Origin of the sequence: Bradyrhizobium lablabi (genome assembly GCF_018131005.1) — a bacterium.
GTDB lineage: Bacteria > Pseudomonadota > Alphaproteobacteria > Rhizobiales > Xanthobacteraceae > Bradyrhizobium > Bradyrhizobium lablabi_D.
This window is the reverse complement of record NZ_JAFCJK010000006.1, coordinates 266002-282560: the sequence shown is the minus strand read 5'-3', so window position 1 is coordinate 282560 and position 16559 is coordinate 266002. Positions and strand designations below refer to the sequence as shown.

Sequence of the window (16559 nt, the reverse complement as noted above, 5' to 3'; positions counted from 1 at the left end):
TAGCCGCCCGGCGTACTCGTCCCCAACTCCACGATTACGGTCCTTCCCCGTCACTGGGCTCGGCTCGTGCGTCCGGGTCCAAGGAGAGGTCGCTGTTTGCAGCGGACAAGCGCAGGATAAGCGCAACCGCGACCGCGCTAGCGGCGAAGGCGACGACAATTCCGGTGATGACCATGGCTTGCGGTACGGGGTCGAAGCGAAAGCCGGCAGCCGCGCCGCGCCGCGCCACGATGCCGAAAACAAGAAAAACTCCGCTTCCAATCAGGTTGAAGGCAAGCAACTTGCGCAGCGGATGGGGATGGAGAATGAAGCCATAGAGGCCCAGACCAACCAGGGTCGCGCCGGTCAATCCCGCGATGACGGAGGGATTCATTGATCGGACCCTTCGCTCGATGGACCCGCGACGAGCATCGGCAAGGCGACGGCAATGGACAACACCATGAATGCTTCGATGAACAGGATGATCGGCTTGGCGACGCTGGGCGGGTAAGCAAAAAAGCTGCCCGCCACAAACTCGCCCGTGAGCCCGTTAACGAGAAACACGGCGGGTCCGGCGACCAGGGCCATGCGGAGCCATCGTGCGTCAACGCGGGGGGGTTCCGCGAGCCGCGCCATCATGGTGATGATCCAGATGGCCGCAAGCAGCGCGCCACCCTGAAACGCCCCGCCTGGCGCATTTGCACCGGTCCAGAAAACGTGAATCCCGATGAGCGTACCGATCGGCGCCAACATCTGGGCGAGAAAGATCGTCGGAGCATAAGGTCTGGATCGGCGAAACGGCGATGGCGCCCTGCCCCATGCCTCATCGGCGGTCATAGACCAGACACCGGCCACCGCCAGAACCAGCACGATCTTTTCGAGCATCGTATCGAACGAGCGATAAGACATCAGCACCGCCGTGATCGGGTTGCCAAGTCCCGCGCCGGCGCTGTCGATGGCGGCAGATGCTTCCGGCGCCAATGACGGCGGCGGATCGGGCAGCAGCAGGATGACGCTGGCCAGAGCGCCAGCGACGAGCGCGGCGAGCACGCCTGTGAGCAATTTGAGCCCAACTCCGGGTCGTACGTCTGGCCCGATGTCGTGCAGCGCACCAAGCCTCTTGCCCGCAGTAATCAGCAAGACCCCGGTGACCCCGCCACCGACCGCCGCTTCGGTCAAGGCAACGTCCGGGGCATAAAGACGGATCCAGACGAAGGCGAGCAGCAACCCATAGGCGACGTAACTGACCACCGAGGCAAACAAGGCCCGTGCAGCAACGGTCCACGCCGCGACGGCGACGACCAAGAGCGCAAGACCCACATCTAGATACGGCAGCACGCTCATTCGCGAACTCGCCTCAGCGCGCGACCTATCAATTGCGCGGTCGATGCGCCGGAAAGCAGCACCAAAGCCCAAATGACGATCAGCTTCAGCGCCGACAGCGCGGTCTCGGCCCGTAGTATCAGGCCGAAGACGACGAGGCCGAGGCCGAGATTGTCGGCCTTGGTCAAGGCATGAAGGCGGGTGAGCGAGTCAGGAAAACGCAACAGAGCAACCGTCCCGGTGAAGAAGAAAAACGTGCCGGCACCGATGGCGGCGACGCTAAGGAGGTGAAGAAGCCCGGTCACGCCCCAGCGTCTCCCTGGTCTGCGTCGAGCAAATTGACGAACGCGATGGCTGCGAGAGCGGCCAGCAAGGCAAGACCGAGCGCGACATCCTCGATGCCGGGCACATCCGTTGCGTAGGCTATCATGAGCAGCGCGGCGATCCCGCCTGTACCCAGCAACTGAACCGCCATCAGTCTTTCCACATCGTCCGCTCCGGGCAGGACGCGGGCGAGCCCGACCGTCACCGTAAAAACGACAAAGAACGCCGCTACGAGAAGCAATTCATTCATGGCCGATCGCCCTCTTGAACAGGGCGTCATCCTCGGCCATGGAGGCCTCGATCGGTTGCGAAACATCAAGGCAATGCAGTTGAAGCGTTTCGCCTTCCGCGCTTGTCGGCGACGTTCCCGGTTGCAGGCTCTGATAAACGAGAAACGCATCGCGCACGGTGCCAGCCGGCAAGCCAAAGGGAACGGCGACAAAGCCTGGACGCAAATCAAGACGCGGCCTGAGCGCACGCCGCGCGACATCCCAGCCCGCAAGGACCGAATTGGTCAGGAAGCGAAGGACGAGCCTGGCAAGCGGGGCAAACCGTGGATGCATCACAGTTGGCGGCAAAAGCGACACGCTGATCCACAGCGCGAGCGCAGCACTCGCCAAGCCCACTGGAAGATCTTCCTTCTTCCAACCTGCGATCATGAGCCAAACGCTCCAAAAGATCGCGAAACGAGCCGACAAGACTGCAACTATCGAAGGTGCGCGAAGGGTCATCGAACGGACCGCCTCTTGCGATGCTAAAGAAAAGTTAACATCGTCCCGCATCGCCAGCAACGCCTTTTGTAACTATCGTGCGCGTAACAAGTCGCTGCGACATCACTACCGACCGAACGATCCACCCCACTTCTTGGATGCGATGGCGGTTTTCGTTACCGACAGCAGCGACTTCGCAGGCAACCTCGCATGTGTACTGCGTGACGCAGACTCCCCTCTTTGTTCAAGACATCAATAAACGAGATAGATGGGCTTACTCGGGAAAAGTGCCGAAAATATAGACTGCCGCACGCAGAAGATCGGGACGCGGACCTATCGCGGAGAACCATTTCAGATAAATGTCGAGAATTTCGGGACTGGTGTAGAGTTGGGAGAGGCCCTTGTTGACGGCAACTCGAAAGGCCGATTCGCCGCGTGGTAAGGCTATGGCATAGGGTTCATAAGACAAATTCTCCGGAAGCAGCTCATAGGTCGACTCATCGGCATTCCTGGCGCCGACCAGCAAGAGCTTATCGCTGACAAATGCATCGACCGCACCGCTGTCCAGCGATGCCATCCCCTCCTGCCGGTCCTTGACCAGCACCAGCGAAGCCTGAAGCTGCCGTCGCTGCAATTCCTTATTGATCGCGATTTCGTTTGTCGTTCCGGCAATTACGGCAATCTTCTTGCTGCCCAGGCCCGCAACGCTGACAATTCCGGAAGTTGTTCGAACCAGCGCACCGGTATTCTCCATGAAAGTGAAGCTCGAAAAATCAACCTTTTTCATCCGCTCAAACGAAACCGTAGATGAGCCGCACTCCATGTCGGCCAACCCGGCGGCAATTGCATCAAACCGGCTTTGGGTGTCGACAGGCACCCACGTGATCGCAAGCTTGGTACCGAGTTGCAGCTCGAGGGAATGGACGACAGATTTGCAGAGATCGACGGTATAGCCGTCTGGCTGTCCCTGGGCGTTCACAAAGGAAAACGGCTTTGCGTCAGATCGGTGCGCGAGCTTTACGACCTTGGTTTCGCTGATCTGCTTGAGCCGCCCTTCCAGACTTTGGGCCGAAGCGACGTCGCCGAAGCAGGCCATGGCGACCACAAACAGAAGAAGGCGACGCATCACAATACTCCCAAGAGAACGCCTTTGTGTCACTGGGCGGAAAGCGGCTCCATACAGATTGCTGCACCACTGGCCGCGGTCACAGGCACGAGTCAAATCATTGCAGAGGCAAACCTGCCGAGGCGACGGCCTGCTAATGAAATCGAACTCCGACACCCTGCTGCGCTCGTCAATGAGGCTACATCAACGCCCAATGAGGTGGAAGGGGCGGGATCGGCCGCGATCCGTAGCGTCCGCCCTACAGTCTGACCTAGCCCGCACTGAGGCTGCGAAAGCGCAGCGACGCAGACTATCTAAATTGGAAGGGAGGCCCCACCGGAGCGGGGCCTCCCATTTTCCCAGCGAGTGTCGTTCGATCGCGAGAAGTTAATCGTCCCAATGATGGCGACGTATTACGACGCCGCGATCACCATAGCCGTGATGATACCATCCACGGTGCCACCCGCGATCATGCTCGTAGAACCGCGCACGCGGTCCATCGTACCGGTCGCCATAGTAGCCGCGTTCGCCGCCAATGTAGACGCCGATGCCCGCAGCGTTAGCGAGGGTCGGAGCCCCGATCGCAAGCGTCGCTGCCGCCGCGAGTGCGCAAGTGAGCTTTCGCATGTGTTCCTCCTTCGCTATTTACAGGAGACCAACACCCGCTGGCGGCTCACGTTGCAGGAACAGCAAAGAAACTTTCTTGAACGGATGTTCAGTAAGTTCCGCCTGGAAAGTGCTTTCCTTGTCTTTGCGCTGAGCGAACAGGGAACTGGTGTTCCAAAATACAGCGCCTGCACCCAACGCTCCTTGGGCCGCTTGGCTACCCGTCGCCCCTACGCAGCGCTTCGTCCCAGTGCCGCGCCGGTGTCGAGCAGGCCCGCTTCCACGAGCGCATCCCGGATTCGTGCAATTTCCGCGGCTGTAATCTTGACCAAAGGCGGGCGAACGACGGCACGTGGCAACTTGCCGAGCAGCACCAGCGCCTCTTTCATGCGGTTGTGCATGTCGACGAATGGATCGGCATAGAATACCCGTGCGATTGGATAAATCCGGTCATTGATCCGGCGAGCTTCCGCAAGATCGTTGGCCTGCACTGCGTGAAAGAGCGCCGCCTGAAGGTTGGCAATGACGCTGCCGCTACCGGACAGCAAGCCATCGCATCCAAGAACCAGCGAACTTAGGAGCCACGCACTGTTGGTAGACAGTACGTGGACAGGACGCTTGCGGCTTTGCAGTGCTCTGATCTGACTCTCATGCTGAGGCACCAGCGGAGTCCAATCCTTGATCGCGCGGATCGTGGGCACCTCGTCAAATAATCGCTCCAGCGTCGCCGCCGAATAGCCTTGTCCCGTAGCCAACGGATACTGAAAAACGATCAGCGGCAAGTCGGACGCATCGCTGATGGTCTTGAAATGGGCCAGCACCATTTGAAGCGACTGGCCAAGCGCAAACGGAGCCGGCGGAAACACCAGCAGCGCCGAGGCTCCGCCGGCCTGGGCTTCCCGCGCGATTCGTGCCGCCTCCAGGCTGCCGTCGGCCCACACGCCGTGCACGATCGGCAAGGAGTTGCCGACTTCCTCGCCGGCGATCTCCATGATACGACGCTGCTCCTCCCTCGTGCAGGAGGCGACCTCGGTGGAATGAGCGTTGACCGTGATCGCCGAGAGCCCGTCTACCGTCGCGACATCCCGCAAGTGAACCCTGAAGCTCTTCTCGTCGATCGACAGGTCGTCATGGAATGGCAGCAGTACTGCGGGAATTACGCCTTTAGGCACGAAATCGGGATGGCGGCCCATATGTCGTCTCCTTCAAAAGTCCACCGGCAAAATACTATCATTCCTCGGCCGAACAGCGAACGGCTCGTTTGCAGCTCTAGTGGCTCGACGTGTCCTCTATTTCGCCTCTTTCAATCGTGAGCGTTACGTCAACGAACGTCTCGAGCAGTTTCGGGTTCGATTCCGTAATCAGCAGAGTAATCTCGCTGTCCTGCGAACGAAGCCGACGCAGGGCTTCCGCGTAGCGCTGCGCCAGGACAGGCGCCAGTCCCTGGAACGGTTCATCCAGGATGAGAAGTTTTGTTCCGAGCATCAGCGCGCGGCCCAGCGCGACCATCTTGCCTTGCCCTCCCGAGACCGATCCCGCTGGTCGCTTGGCCAACTCCTTGAGTTCGGGCAGCACCGAATAGGCCCGCTCCAGCCGTCGTCGCATCTCTTCCGGACGGAGCTTCGCGACGCGTCCTGGAAGGAGGATATTCTCCTCAACGCTGAAAGCTGAAAACAGCCGGCGATCCTCCGGCGCATAGCCGAGACCAAGCGACGGCCGGCGGTGCGGCGCCACTCGTCCCAGATCTTCACCGCCCAAGCGCACAGTGCCGATCGCTTTCGTGAAGCCCATAATGGTGCGCGCGGTTGTGGTCTTGCCGGCGCCGTTTCGCCCGACAAGCGCGGCACTCACGCCCGGCGCCAACGAGAAGCTGACGTTGCGCAACACGGGCGCGTCCGCGATCGCAACGTTGACGTTCTCAAACCTCAGCATCGGTGTCATATTCCGATCACCTGCTCTCGAACCTTTGGATCGGCCAGAACCTCAGCCGGTGTCCCCACTTTCTGGATCTTTCCAACATTCCACACCGCGACGCGGTTGGCATAGCGCTCCACCATATCCATGTCGTGCTCGACGAAGACCGATGTGACCTTCTCCTTTGCGAGCGCGGTGGTGAGAATGTCCATGATCTCGAGCTTCTCGGATGACGCGACGCCCGAGGTCGGTTCGTCCATCAGCAGGAGTCTGGGCTTCAAGGCCAGCGCCAGGGAGATATCGACGAGCTTGCGTTGTCCTTCCGGCAGTTCTCGCGCCTTTCGTTGCGCATAGGAACTTACACCTACAAGATCGAGCAGCCGTTCCATCTCCGGCACGTCCGGCAGGCGTGAGAGAGCCTGGAAACCCGAGGGGCGGCCCTGGCGCGAGGCCGCCGAGATGAGCATGTTCTCCATCACGGTCTGATCGAGGAACAGCTGGGGTATCTGGAAGGCGCGAGCGATGCCGAGTTTTGTGATCGTGCGCGGCAGCTGCGCCGTGATGTTCTGACCGAGGAAGTTGATGGTGCCCGCCTGCGGCCGAAGATAGCCGGTGGAAATATTCAGGAATGTCGTCTTGCCGGCGCCGTTCGGCCCGATGATGGCGAGGTTCTCGCCTTCGAGAACGTCCAGGTCTATGCCATCCGCGGCGACAACGCCGCCGAAGCGAATCTTGATACCCTTGGCGGAGAGCAATACGCCGGCCATCAACTCCCTCCCAGACCTGATTGACGGTAGCGCTGCCTGAGCCCGATCAGGCCGTTCGGCGCATAGAGGATGATGACGATCAGGACGACGCCGAGAATGAGCTGCCAGGAGTCCGCCAGATGGGCGGCCGCGTAGAAGCGTACGCACTCAAACATCGCGGCGCCCGCAAAGGCACCGAACGCATGCGCCCCGCCGCCAAGAATTGCGATAAACACGAATTCGCCCGACTTGGTCCAGTAGCCGAACTCGGGTGTCGCGATCTGCTGGATCATCGCGACCAGCGTGCCGCCGATGCCGCCCAGAAAAGCGGAGATGACGTAGCCCACGAGCAGAACGCGCCGCGCCGATGTCCCCAGATATTCGAGCCGGGTTTCATTCGACTTGATCGCCCGTAACATGTGCCCGAGCGGGCTCTCGAGATAGCGTTGCACGCCATAGAACGCGGCGATCGCCGTCAAGAGACTTATATAGAGAATGAGGTATTGGAACGTTTCGGGCGTAAACGAGAATCCGAGCAGGCTCGGACGTGCCACACGGATACCGTCCGCTCCGTTGGTGTAGGGGTACATCTTCTCGAGCAGCGACCACAGCACCATCGAGAATGCCAAGTTCAGCATTCCAAAAAATATGTCGCGGTAGCGAACCACGAACAGACCAACGATCAATCCGGAGACAGTCGACGATATGGCTCCAAGCACGAGAAAGAGCACTATATCGCCGCCACCAACGTACCTGCCCCAGAAAGCGGCGGTGTAGGCGCCGACAGCAAAGAACATCGCATGTCCGAACGATACCTGCCCCGCCTGCAACAACAGCACGATGCCGAGCACAACGACGCCCTTGGCAAGAATTAGCGCGAACAGCGTCGCCCAGCTCGATACGAAGAGCGGCGCCACGGCGCTGACCAGAAAGAAGATTGCTGCGGCCGCTGTGATCGGCTTGATGCGCCCCGCCATCAAATCTTCCTCACCTGCACTGCGCCGAACAATCCGAGCGGACGCACAAGAAGTACCAGCACCATCAGCAGATAGGGAACGAGAACCTCGAACTCGGGATGGAGATAGATGACGAAGGCACGCGTCAGACCGATCAGGAGTGCGGTAAGCGCGGTGCCCTCGATCTGGCCGAGACCTGCGGTGGCCGCGACCGCAAAGGAGAGCACGATCATGTCGGCGCCCATCCCGGGCACGAGTGATGTGGTGGGCGAGGCGAGTGCGCCTCCAAGCGCCGCGAGGCTCGCGCCGATAATAAACGTCACGAAATAGACGCGCCGTGCGTCGATGCCGATAGCCGTCGCCGCCTCTCGATCTTCCGTGACCGCGAGGATCACCGCCCCTGAAAGCGTTCGCCGCAGAAAGTAGCGCAGCCCGAACAGCGTCGCCAGCGCTACGGCCGGCAGCAGAATGACCTGATAAGACGTGTAGGTGACCCCGAACACAGTGACATTCGGCAACAGCTTCAGAGGGTCAGCGGCGAAAATTGGTTGCACGCCCCAGATCATCCGCTGCAGATTGTCCATGATCATGAAGGCGGCGAACGTAATCAGGAGTTGCAAGACATCGTCTCGGCCGTAGAGCGGACGCAGGAGAAAGCGCTCGATGACACCCCCGCAAACGGCGCCGATCACAATGGAAGCCAACAGCAGCGCGGGATAGGTGAGCCACGGCGACACCGGCGCTACCCTGAGGCTGAGCGTCGCCGCGAGATAGGCGCCGAAGGCATACAGCGAGCCGTGCGCGACATTCACGACCCGCAATACGCCGAAGATCAAACTGAGCCCAACTGAAACCAGGAACACCAAGGCGGCGTAACTGATCCCGTCAAGGACGGCCAGTATGGCAAGAGTCGAGTTCATGGGGGCTTTCAGAAAATCCCGTCCTCCGGAACAAAGCTGGAGGACGGGGATCGAAGCGCTATTGCTGCTTGAAGGTCGGCACGTCCATCTTGGCGAATTCCGGCTTGAGCGTCTTGAGCCACTCCACCGAGCGTATGCCTGCCGGGTTGGTGATCACCTTCGGATCGAAGATCATCATGTTATCGAGCAATTTGAACTCATAGCCCGGAAACGACTTGGTGACGCCGACAAGCTGAGCTTCCAGGCCCTGATTGTCCTCGGACCTCAGCGTGACCGGCCGACCGAAGCCGGTCGCGAACTGGGTGCCGACCGCTGCGTCGACGACCTGCTCTCGCGTGGGCCAATTGCCGCCATTGGCTTTGATCGCCTTGTCATAGGTCGTCTGCAGCGCCTTGAACGCCTGTGCCATGTGATAGACCGGGTAGATCGGCCAGGCGCCGGTCTTTGCCTTGAACTCCTCGTTAAAGGCCTTGAAGGCTGCGTCATTTCGCTTTTCAGGGTGCAGGAACCAGTGATCGCCTCGCGCGCCGACAATGAGGCCCTCGGGCAGGTCCTTGCCCAATCGCTGGATCGACGATTCACCGATACCCAGCACGAATGTTGATTGCTGCAACAGGCCGCGCTGACCCGCCTGCCGGACCAGCGTGTCAAGGTCGCCGCCCCAGGCGGTGGTGAGAACGACATCGGGCCGCAATGCGAGCAGGCGGGAAATTTCCGTGGAATAATCGGGTGCGCCGAATTTCGGAAAGAGCTCGGCCACGACCTGAACGTCCGGCTTCATCGCCTTCAACGCGGTGGAGAAGATCTCCCAGCTCTCGCGGCCCCACGCATAGTCCTGATTGACGACTGCGATCGTTTTGAAGTCGGGCTTGGTCTTGAGCAGATAGATCAGAACGGCGAGCATCTCCGGCGTTCCGTTCGCCTGGGTCCGGAAATTGTAGCGATACTTCCTCGTCTCGAGAATGGAAGCCGCGCCGCAATCCCACATGAAGTTCATCACCTTGAGGTCTTCGGCGACCGGGACGAGTTGGTTGCAACTGCCGGAAGAGATGGCGGCGAATGTGGCGTCGACTTTTTCATCTTGCACCATGCGCCGGTAGTTCGAGACCAGCGCCTCGCCGCCGGCGCCTTCATCTATGAAGGAGAGCTTTACAGGGACGCCACCGATTCCTCCCTTCTTGTTGAGATCGTCCGCGATCATCTCGGCGGCCGCTTTTGCCGGCACGCCGAAGACCGAAGCCGGCCCCGACAAAAATGTCGCGATACCGATCTTGATCTCCGGCGGCTTGTTTTGGGCGAATGCAGTGCTCGTGAAGATTGCGACCACCGTCGCGGCCGCGCGTGCGGTCCTCAAAAAATGCATGGAAGCCCTCCCATTTTCAAATTTGCGCTCGACTTTGTCGCCGTTGCGCTCTTTCTTGCAGCAACGCTACTATAATTTTTGAGCCTTGCCAGCATATACTAGCCGCAATTGTCGACTCGCAAAGAGTTCTGAATGCGTCAATTGGATGCGCACCCGCCCGGGACTTGACGCTCGCTACGATGTTGAGGGTTGCCTCCCAAGCACAGTTGCCGGTTTTCGATACCGTCTTAAGTACTTCTGCGTCAAAGGCCGACGCAGGTCACACGTACGCGTTTGGATCACAAGCAACATGGAGGGACCCGCGGCGAGATCGACGCCCACCTCGCGCAACGTCCAAGCTGATAAGGGTCGAGTGTGCTGGAATCATTCAATCAGCTCGTCGGACGCCACGAGAATGGATTGCGGCACCGAAAGGCCGAGAGCCTTCGCAGCCCGGATGTTGACAACCAGTTCGAACCTTGTGGGCCGCAGAACCGGAAGGTCGTCGGGCTGTGCGCCGCGCAGAACCTTTCCGGCATAAATTCCAACCTGCCGGTAGGTATCGGACAAGCTGGCGCCATAACTCATTAACGCTCCGTCCGCCGGGTACTCGCGAATGTGCGCAATGACGGGCATCCGATTGCGCGAGGAAAGATCGATGATCTGGTTACGTCGACTGTCGAAGAACGGATCGTTCTGCACGACCAGCGCACCTACGCCACTCTTCACCAGGGCAGCGAAGCTGGCCGTTATCTCTGCATCCGTGGCAGCGTTCTGCACGACGAGGTCGCGGCCGAGAGTCTTCGCCGCAGCCGCTACCGCCTTTCGGTGCTGGTCAGCGACTTCGAGCCCGAAGCGCAAATTGAGCAGAAGTCCCACGGATCCCGTGGCGGGCACCATGGCGCAGAGAAGCTCCAGCCGCTTGCCGCCCAATTCGCCGGTAAAGAAATTGACGCCGGTGGCCTTGCCCGGCCGGTTCAGGCTAACGACTAGCCCCGACTGAACCGGGTCCTGACCGACGACGAAAATGAGCGGCACTGCCACTCCCGCCGCCTTGGCTGCCTGTGCCGCAGGATCGCCGGCGCCCACCACAAGCGAAAGCGGCCGGTTGAGCAGATCCGTGGCAAGTGATGGCAAGCGGCCGTAGTCGCCATTCGCCCAGCGATACTCCACTGCGACACCTCGTCCCTCGGGATAACCCATCTCTTCGAGCCCGCGGCGAAAAGCATTGGTGTGAACAGTGGCTTCCTCGGGTGACCTTGTGCTGATGAACCCGATCACAGGGGAGCCTGCACGCTGCGCCAAAGCAGCGCGCGGCCCAATGGCCGTCACTCCCAAGCCGGCAATAAAGTCCCGCCGCTTCATTGAGCACCTGACAGGCGTTGCTTTGGGGAGCGATTTGAGCATAGCAGCAACTATTCGCCTAGCGGATTTCAGCGGCCACGTGCGCGCCTCGGGTCTCCGGATCGCCATAGGCGGTGATCATGATGATCGGCACGTCCGGCCGCGCGGTGCGCATGTTCGGCAATATGTCCAGCCCGCTCATTCCGGGCGTGTTGATGTCCGAAAGGATCAACAACAATGTGCGGTCGCGCAGGTCCACTACGCGCCGCAGCGCGGCCGGCTCCGAAACAGCAAATTCCATCAGAAACCGGCCACTGCGTAGATCGCGGCGAAACTGCTGTCGGAATAACGCTTCGACGTCAGGTGCTCGTCATCCACGACAGGTATGCAAACGCTCAAATTCGGTCCCCGGCATTTGCCCGAGCTGCACCGCTTCGCGGCAGCGTGACGATGAATTCCGTAAATGAGCCCGGCTCGGTCGCCACGTCGATCTTGCCGCCATGTTGTTTCACGACGATGTCGTGGCTCATCGAAAGGCCGAGCCCGGTGCCTTCGCCGGCCGGCTTGGTCGTGAAGAAGGGATTGAACATCTTCTCCTTCACTTCGGGCGAAATACCAGTGCCATTGTCCCGAATACGAATTTCCACTTTGCTGCCGAGGTTCTTCGTTGTCGCCATCAGCGTCGGCTCGAAACCGTCGGCGGCCGACTCCTTGCGCCTGGTCGCAGCATAGAAGCCATTGGAAATCAAATTGAGGAATACGCGGGTGATTTCCTGCGGATAAACGTCGATCATGCCGGCCGAGGGATCCAGATCGCGCTTGAGCGTGATGTTGAAGCCGGATTTTTCCGCCCGCGCGCCGTGATAGGCGAGATTCAGGCTTTCCTCGACAATGGCGTTGATGTCCGCCGGGCGGTGCTCGCCGGAGCCCTCGCGCGAATGCTGCAGCATGTTCTTGACAATGGAATCGGCGCGCTTGCCGTGCTGGACCACTTTCTCGAGGTTGCTCTTCAGCGTGCGCGTGAGCTCGTCGATGTCGTCGCGAATCTTGTCGTCGATGGAGGCGGATTTCAGCACATCGTTCAGTTCATCGATCAGTTCCGTCGAGAGCGAGGAGAAATTATTGACGAAATTGAGCGGGTTCTTGATTTCATGCGCGATGCCGGCGGTAAGCTGGCCGAGCGAGGCAAGCTTCTCGGTCTGTACCAGGCGATCCTGCGCCGTGCGCAGTTCGTCCAGCGACTGCGACAGGGCCTCGGTGCGCTCGCGCAACTCGCGAAGCAGGCGCGTATTCTCTATGGCGATGACTGCCTGCTTGGTGAAGTTCTCGACCAGCGCGATCTGCTTGTCGGTGAACGGGCGGACCTCCTGACGAAAGATCGTGATCGTGCCGATCAACTCGTTCTCCTTCAACATCGGCACAACAACAAGGGTCCGAGCGCCTGCGACATCGGCGAGCTTACGCGCGTGCGGAGCACCGGCACGATAGGCGGCACCTTCTCGCAAATCGGCCAAATGCGAGACTTCATGCGTCCTGATTGCCGTGGCAAGCCCGCTTTCCGGATGCGGATTGACTTGCAGACCTTCTCGCGAAGCCCGGTACGCCGGCGGCAAGTTGTAATCCGCCGCGACGATGCAGTTATCCCCTTCCAATAGATGCATGACGCCGAAATTGGCTCCGCAGACGCGGGTAGCGTTCTCGAGCAGCTTCGCGAACACAGGATTCAGTTCGCCTGGCGACGAGCTGATGGTTTCGAGTACTTCGGAAGTCGCGGTTTGCTGCTGCAGAGACTCTGTGAGCTCAGCGGTGCGCTGCTCGACCTTGTTTTCCAGGTCCGCGTAGGATTCCTGGAGCCGTGCGCCCATATCGTTGAACTGATGGGCAAGGCCTTCCAGTTCATCCCCGGTCTTGATGGAGATCCGCTGGGCAAAGTCGCCGCCCCCGATGCGCTCGGCGCCGGCGCGCAACGCCTGAATCGGACCGACCATTCGTCGCGCCAGGAAGATTCCGGCGAGCACCGCTAAGATCGACGCAGCCAGCAGAACGACCGCGAGCCGTTGCAACGCCGCATAGAGCGAGGCATAGGCCTCCTGAACCGGTAGCTCGACGAACATGATCCAGCGCAACGGCCAGATCGGTGCCGATGCCGTCAGCACCTCCTGCCCCTGGATATTGAGCTCGCCCTGAAGGGAATTCGCGCCGGGACTTGACGGCCGAGGTGGTGGTGGTGGGACCGGTTGCGAGGGCGCACGCGCGGCGGATGCGGGTCGCGCCGCCTGCAGCATCGCGGCGGCCTCCTCCCGCTGCTTCGTGATCGCCGCCTGCTCCTCCAGAGCTGCACGCACCTGCACAAGCCCGGACATGTCCGTGTTCCGCAGCACGAGGCTGATGTCAGGGTGCGCGATCAGCCGGCCCTGCGAGCCCACGACATAGGCGTGGCCGTGCTCGCCGACCTTGATTTGCGAGACGACGTCCCAGATCAGTTTCAGATTCACTTCCGCAATGCTGACGCCTGAGTCCTTGCGCGAGCCTGCCAGGGACAGGGTCATATAGGGCTCGGATCCCCCGCGGAAATATACCGGGCCATAGTAGACCTTGTTGGCGACGGCTTCCGTGAACTTTGGATCCCTTGAGAAATCGAGACCACTATCGACCACGTTTATGTCCAGCCGGGATACCCGCAACCGCTCTTTCCCGCTGGAGTCGATCTGCGCCAATTCGGTGATCGCTGGCACCTGGCGGAGCAGCCGCAGCGCGTCGAAGCGGCGGCTTTCAAGCGTGCTGGTCGACCAGGGCAATTGCGTGGTCCAACCGAGCTGGCTTTCGATCTCCTTGATGAATTGACTGATCTTTGCCGCTGCCGCCTCAGCCTGTTCATGCTGAATTCGGATCAACGAAGCCTTGTGCTCGCGATAATAGAAAAAAACCTCGAAAATCCCGTTCGATAACAGCGCGATGGCAACCACGGCGACGAACAGCGCAACGTATTTGGTAAAGAGCCGGCTGCGGATTGTCGTGCCAGTCGATCCCGACTCCGCCGCCGGCGCAGCAATCGCCGGCCCGGCCAGCGTCCCCTGCTCTGACTGGTCAGGATGAACAGAAATGCTCATCCCTCAAGGCTAGCAAGAAAAGCGGAACCTGTCTCTGGCTGCGGTGGCGCAGTGTGGCGGGGGGCCGCTTCAGCCGCGGCGGCGGCGGGGCGCAGCGGCGGCTGTGCGCCTTCGGGCCGCTCCTCCGTCCTCGGCACCCCTAATTCGATTTTTGCTTCACGTACCGGCCCGGCGCCGGCTCAACGATGGGGTAACGCGAATTGCCGGCAAGAGTCGGCGCGGGAATAATCCCGGTGGAACGGCCCTTCATCCAGGCATCCCAATCCGGCCACCAACTGCCCGGTTTCTCCTCGGCCTTCTCCAGCCAGTCGTTCGCCCCGCAGTTCAGATTATCGTTCAGCCAATGGCTGCGCTTGTTGCGGGCTGGTGGATTGATCACGCCGGCAACATGACCGCTTGCCGCGAGCACGAAGCGCTGATCCTTGCCGATGATGTCTTTCGACAGGTAGGCGCTTCGCCATGGCACGATGTGGTCGTCACGGGAGGCCAGCACATAGAGCGGCGCATTTACCTTCGACAAGTCGATCGGGACACCACATTGCGTCGTTCTGCCCGGCTCCCTGATCTTGTTTTCGAGATACGTATTGCGCGTGTACCAACAATACATCGGTCCCGGAAGGCTCACACTGTCGGAATCCCAGTACAACAGGTCAAACGCTTCGGGCGTCGCACCCTTGAGATAGCTGTCGACGACATAGCGCCAGATCAGATCGTTGGCGCGCAGTGTTCCGAACGTAAAGGCCAATTCCTTCCCCGGAAGGATGCCGCCATTTCCGATCAACGCCTCTCGCAAGGCGATCGAGCCCTCGTCGATCAACAGTCCGATATCGCCGGTATCGGAAAAATCGAGCATTGTCGTCAGGAGCGTGAGGGTCTCGAGCCTGTCCTCGCCGCGCGCGGCCAGTACTCCCGCGGCACAACTCATGATCGTGCCTCCAACGCAGAAACCGAGCGCGTGAACTCGATTCACGTTGGTAATGTCGCATACTGCATCGATCGCCTTCAGCGGACCTTTTGTCAGATAATCATCCCAGGTGAGACGTTCGATCTCGGGAACGGCGCTCCGCCAGGAGATCAAAAAAACCTGGTGGCCCTGGGCCACGGCATATTCAACAAACGAATTGCCGGCGCCAAGGTCCAGTAGATAGTACTTGTTGATGCACGGCGGCACGATAAGCAAAGGTGTCTTCTCTACCTGTGCCGTCTGGGGCGCGTACTGGATCAACTGAATCAGGTCGTTCTCGAAGACGACCGATCCAGGCGTAACCGCAAGGTTGCGGCCCACTTCAAACGCTTTTTCGTCGACCCTTGTGATGCGTCCCTTCTGGATGTCTTCGATCAAATTCTGGATTCCGGTGGCAAGGCTCGCCGCGCGGGTCTCGATGGCCGTACGTATCACTTCAGGGTTGGTGGCCGCGAAATTGGTGGGACTTATCGCATCGATGTACTGACGCGCGAAAAAGCGAAGCTGAAGCCGCGTTCTGTCATCGACCTGCGCGCCATCGACCATTTCGTGCAGTTGCTTCGAGAGGAGAAGATAAGATTGCTTGAGAAGATCGTAGTAGGGCGTCTCCTGCCATGCCTCGTCCTTGAAACGCTTGTCGCTGCCGGCCGGCTGGATTGCTGCGTGCGTGCCGAAGGTGAACGTCCTTACGAGCGCAGCATTCCATGCGCGCCAGAATTGCGTGAAGTACTGGTGATGCATGTCCGCGATGAACGCAACAGGCGAAAAAACCTGCCCCATGGGCATTGAACGCTTGGCCGGCACTCCCATGGCTGCCGCGAGCGCGTCCTCGAACTGCTTCATTGATTGCTGGCCCGCATCCATCAGGTTTGCGAGATGGGCGGACGGATCGTTCGGCGAGGGGCTAGCTACCATTTGAGCCTCCAACGGTCGAAAAGCCACGCTGCTTTGAGCCGACATCATTCTTGATACGAGCGCGCGCGTTCCACAACAGAAAACCCCACGCGGCAGCGCCACCGTTCCAGTGCCGTTCGGGTACTGTCGCGTTCAAGCTGTCCGTCGCCCATACGCCTCGCTCGCGGCGGCAGGAGCGAACCAGGATCGCCGATATCGCCGCGAATACTGAGATACCAGACGACGGCCTCTCACCCAGCGGACCGCCGGCATCGCGAGCAGTCGCGTTCCCCGGCGTCAGCCACCTCACACCGTCAATCGG

16 protein-coding genes and 1 pseudogene are annotated in these 16559 nt (G+C 60.2%); all 17 read right to left on the bottom strand.

Features of this window, described 5'->3' with window-relative positions; translation table 11 throughout:
• Positions 1-34: 34 nt before the first annotated feature.
• Positions 35-349 carry an NADH-quinone oxidoreductase subunit K gene (locus JQ553_RS20065; RefSeq protein ID WP_249144441.1) on the bottom strand — a complete coding sequence of 105 codons (315 nt, stop codon included), beginning with the start codon at positions 347-349 and terminating at the stop codon, positions 35-37.
• A 20-nt stretch (positions 350-369) separates the two neighbouring features.
• Positions 370-1284, bottom strand: coding sequence for a hydrogenase subunit MbhD domain-containing protein (locus JQ553_RS20060; RefSeq protein WP_249144440.1), 915 nt, complete (start codon positions 1282-1284; stop codon positions 370-372).
• A 35-nt stretch (positions 1285-1319) separates the two neighbouring features.
• On the bottom strand, positions 1320-1607 hold the full coding sequence (locus JQ553_RS20055; RefSeq protein WP_212501729.1) for a monovalent cation/H(+) antiporter subunit G: 288 nt from the start codon (positions 1605-1607) through the stop codon (positions 1320-1322).
• Positions 1604-1876, bottom strand: coding sequence for a monovalent cation/H+ antiporter complex subunit F (locus JQ553_RS20050; protein ID WP_212501728.1), 273 nt, complete (start codon positions 1874-1876; stop codon positions 1604-1606). The genes JQ553_RS20055 and JQ553_RS20050 overlap by 4 nt, the downstream gene beginning before the upstream one ends.
• The gene (locus tag JQ553_RS20045; RefSeq protein WP_212501727.1) at positions 1869-2408 is read right to left on the bottom strand and encodes a Na+/H+ antiporter subunit E; all 540 of its coding nucleotides are present in this window, start codon (positions 2406-2408) and stop codon (positions 1869-1871) included. Before JQ553_RS20045 ends, JQ553_RS20050 begins: the two co-directional genes overlap by 8 nt.
• Before the next feature lie 202 nt (positions 2409-2610).
• Positions 2611-3462 (bottom strand): amino acid ABC transporter substrate-binding protein, encoded by an 852-nt coding sequence (locus JQ553_RS20040; protein ID WP_212501726.1) that lies wholly within the window; start codon positions 3460-3462, stop codon positions 2611-2613.
• 366 nt (positions 3463-3828) lie between these two features.
• Positions 3829-4068, bottom strand: a complete 240-nt coding sequence (locus JQ553_RS20035; RefSeq protein WP_212501725.1) for a hypothetical protein — start codon at positions 4066-4068, stop codon at positions 3829-3831.
• Positions 4069-4277: 209 nt separating this feature from the next.
• Positions 4278-5240: a dihydrodipicolinate synthase family protein gene (locus tag JQ553_RS20030; RefSeq protein WP_212501724.1), complete on the bottom strand. Its 963-nt coding sequence runs from the start codon at positions 5238-5240 to the stop codon at positions 4278-4280.
• Positions 5241-5316: 76 nt separating this feature from the next.
• Positions 5317-5979 (bottom strand): ABC transporter ATP-binding protein, encoded by a 663-nt coding sequence (locus JQ553_RS20025; protein WP_249144439.1) that lies wholly within the window; start codon positions 5977-5979, stop codon positions 5317-5319.
• A 5-nt stretch (positions 5980-5984) separates the two neighbouring features.
• Positions 5985-6728: an ABC transporter ATP-binding protein gene (locus JQ553_RS20020; protein ID WP_212501722.1), complete on the bottom strand. Its 744-nt coding sequence runs from the start codon at positions 6726-6728 to the stop codon at positions 5985-5987.
• Positions 6728-7684 carry a branched-chain amino acid ABC transporter permease gene (locus JQ553_RS20015; RefSeq protein WP_212501721.1) on the bottom strand — a complete coding sequence of 319 codons (957 nt, stop codon included), beginning with the start codon at positions 7682-7684 and terminating at the stop codon, positions 6728-6730. The genes JQ553_RS20020 and JQ553_RS20015 overlap by 1 nt, the downstream gene beginning before the upstream one ends.
• On the bottom strand, positions 7684-8583 hold the full coding sequence (locus JQ553_RS20010; protein ID WP_212501720.1) for a branched-chain amino acid ABC transporter permease: 900 nt from the start codon (positions 8581-8583) through the stop codon (positions 7684-7686). Before JQ553_RS20010 ends, JQ553_RS20015 begins: the two co-directional genes overlap by 1 nt.
• Before the next feature lie 58 nt (positions 8584-8641).
• The gene (locus tag JQ553_RS20005; protein ID WP_212501719.1) at positions 8642-9946 is read right to left on the bottom strand and encodes an ABC transporter substrate-binding protein; all 1305 of its coding nucleotides are present in this window, start codon (positions 9944-9946) and stop codon (positions 8642-8644) included.
• A 363-nt stretch (positions 9947-10309) separates the two neighbouring features.
• The gene (locus JQ553_RS20000) at positions 10310-11290 is read right to left on the bottom strand and encodes an ABC transporter substrate-binding protein (protein WP_212501718.1); all 981 of its coding nucleotides are present in this window, start codon (positions 11288-11290) and stop codon (positions 10310-10312) included.
• A gap of 88 nt (positions 11291-11378) precedes the next feature.
• Positions 11379-11668 (bottom strand): annotated as a pseudogene (locus JQ553_RS19995) (response regulator); the annotation flags it as partial.
• On the bottom strand, positions 11665-14379 hold the full coding sequence (locus JQ553_RS19990) for an ATP-binding protein (RefSeq protein WP_212501717.1): 2715 nt from the start codon (positions 14377-14379) through the stop codon (positions 11665-11667). The pseudogene JQ553_RS19995 and the gene JQ553_RS19990, both read right to left, overlap by 4 nt.
• Positions 14380-14518: 139 nt before the next feature.
• Positions 14519-16186, bottom strand: a complete 1668-nt coding sequence (locus JQ553_RS19985; protein WP_212501716.1) for an alpha/beta hydrolase — start codon at positions 16184-16186, stop codon at positions 14519-14521.
• Between the last annotated feature and the right edge of the window lie 373 nt (positions 16187-16559).

Coding starts and splice junctions, on each gene's coding strand:
- JQ553_RS20050 (WP_212501728.1), bottom strand. CDS start 1,876: ATGAATGAATTGCTTCTCGTAGCGGCGTTCTTTGTCGTTTTTACGGTG.
- JQ553_RS20045 (WP_212501727.1), bottom strand. CDS start 2,408: ATGCGGGACGATGTTAACTTTTCTTTAGCATCGCAAGAGGCGGTCCGT.
- JQ553_RS20040 (WP_212501726.1), bottom strand. CDS start 3,462: ATGCGTCGCCTTCTTCTGTTTGTGGTCGCCATGGCCTGCTTCGGCGAC.
- JQ553_RS20035 (WP_212501725.1), bottom strand. CDS start 4,068: ATGCGAAAGCTCACTTGCGCACTCGCGGCGGCAGCGACGCTTGCGATC.
- JQ553_RS20030 (WP_212501724.1), bottom strand. CDS start 5,240: ATGGGCCGCCATCCCGATTTCGTGCCTAAAGGCGTAATTCCCGCAGTA.
- JQ553_RS20025 (WP_249144439.1), bottom strand. CDS start 5,979: ATGCTGAGGTTTGAGAACGTCAACGTTGCGATCGCGGACGCGCCCGTG.
- JQ553_RS20020 (WP_212501722.1), bottom strand. CDS start 6,728: ATGGCCGGCGTATTGCTCTCCGCCAAGGGTATCAAGATTCGCTTCGGC.
- JQ553_RS20015 (WP_212501721.1), bottom strand. CDS start 7,684: ATGGCGGGGCGCATCAAGCCGATCACAGCGGCCGCAGCAATCTTCTTT.
- JQ553_RS20010 (WP_212501720.1), bottom strand. CDS start 8,583: ATGAACTCGACTCTTGCCATACTGGCCGTCCTTGACGGGATCAGTTAC.
- JQ553_RS20005 (WP_212501719.1), bottom strand. CDS start 9,946: ATGCATTTTTTGAGGACCGCACGCGCGGCCGCGACGGTGGTCGCAATC.
- JQ553_RS20000 (WP_212501718.1), bottom strand. CDS start 11,290: ATGAAGCGGCGGGACTTTATTGCCGGCTTGGGAGTGACGGCCATTGGG.
- JQ553_RS19990 (WP_212501717.1), bottom strand. CDS start 14,379: ATGAGCATTTCTGTTCATCCTGACCAGTCAGAGCAGGGGACGCTGGCC.
- JQ553_RS19985 (WP_212501716.1), bottom strand. CDS start 16,186: ATGAAGCAGTTCGAGGACGCGCTCGCGGCAGCCATGGGAGTGCCGGCC.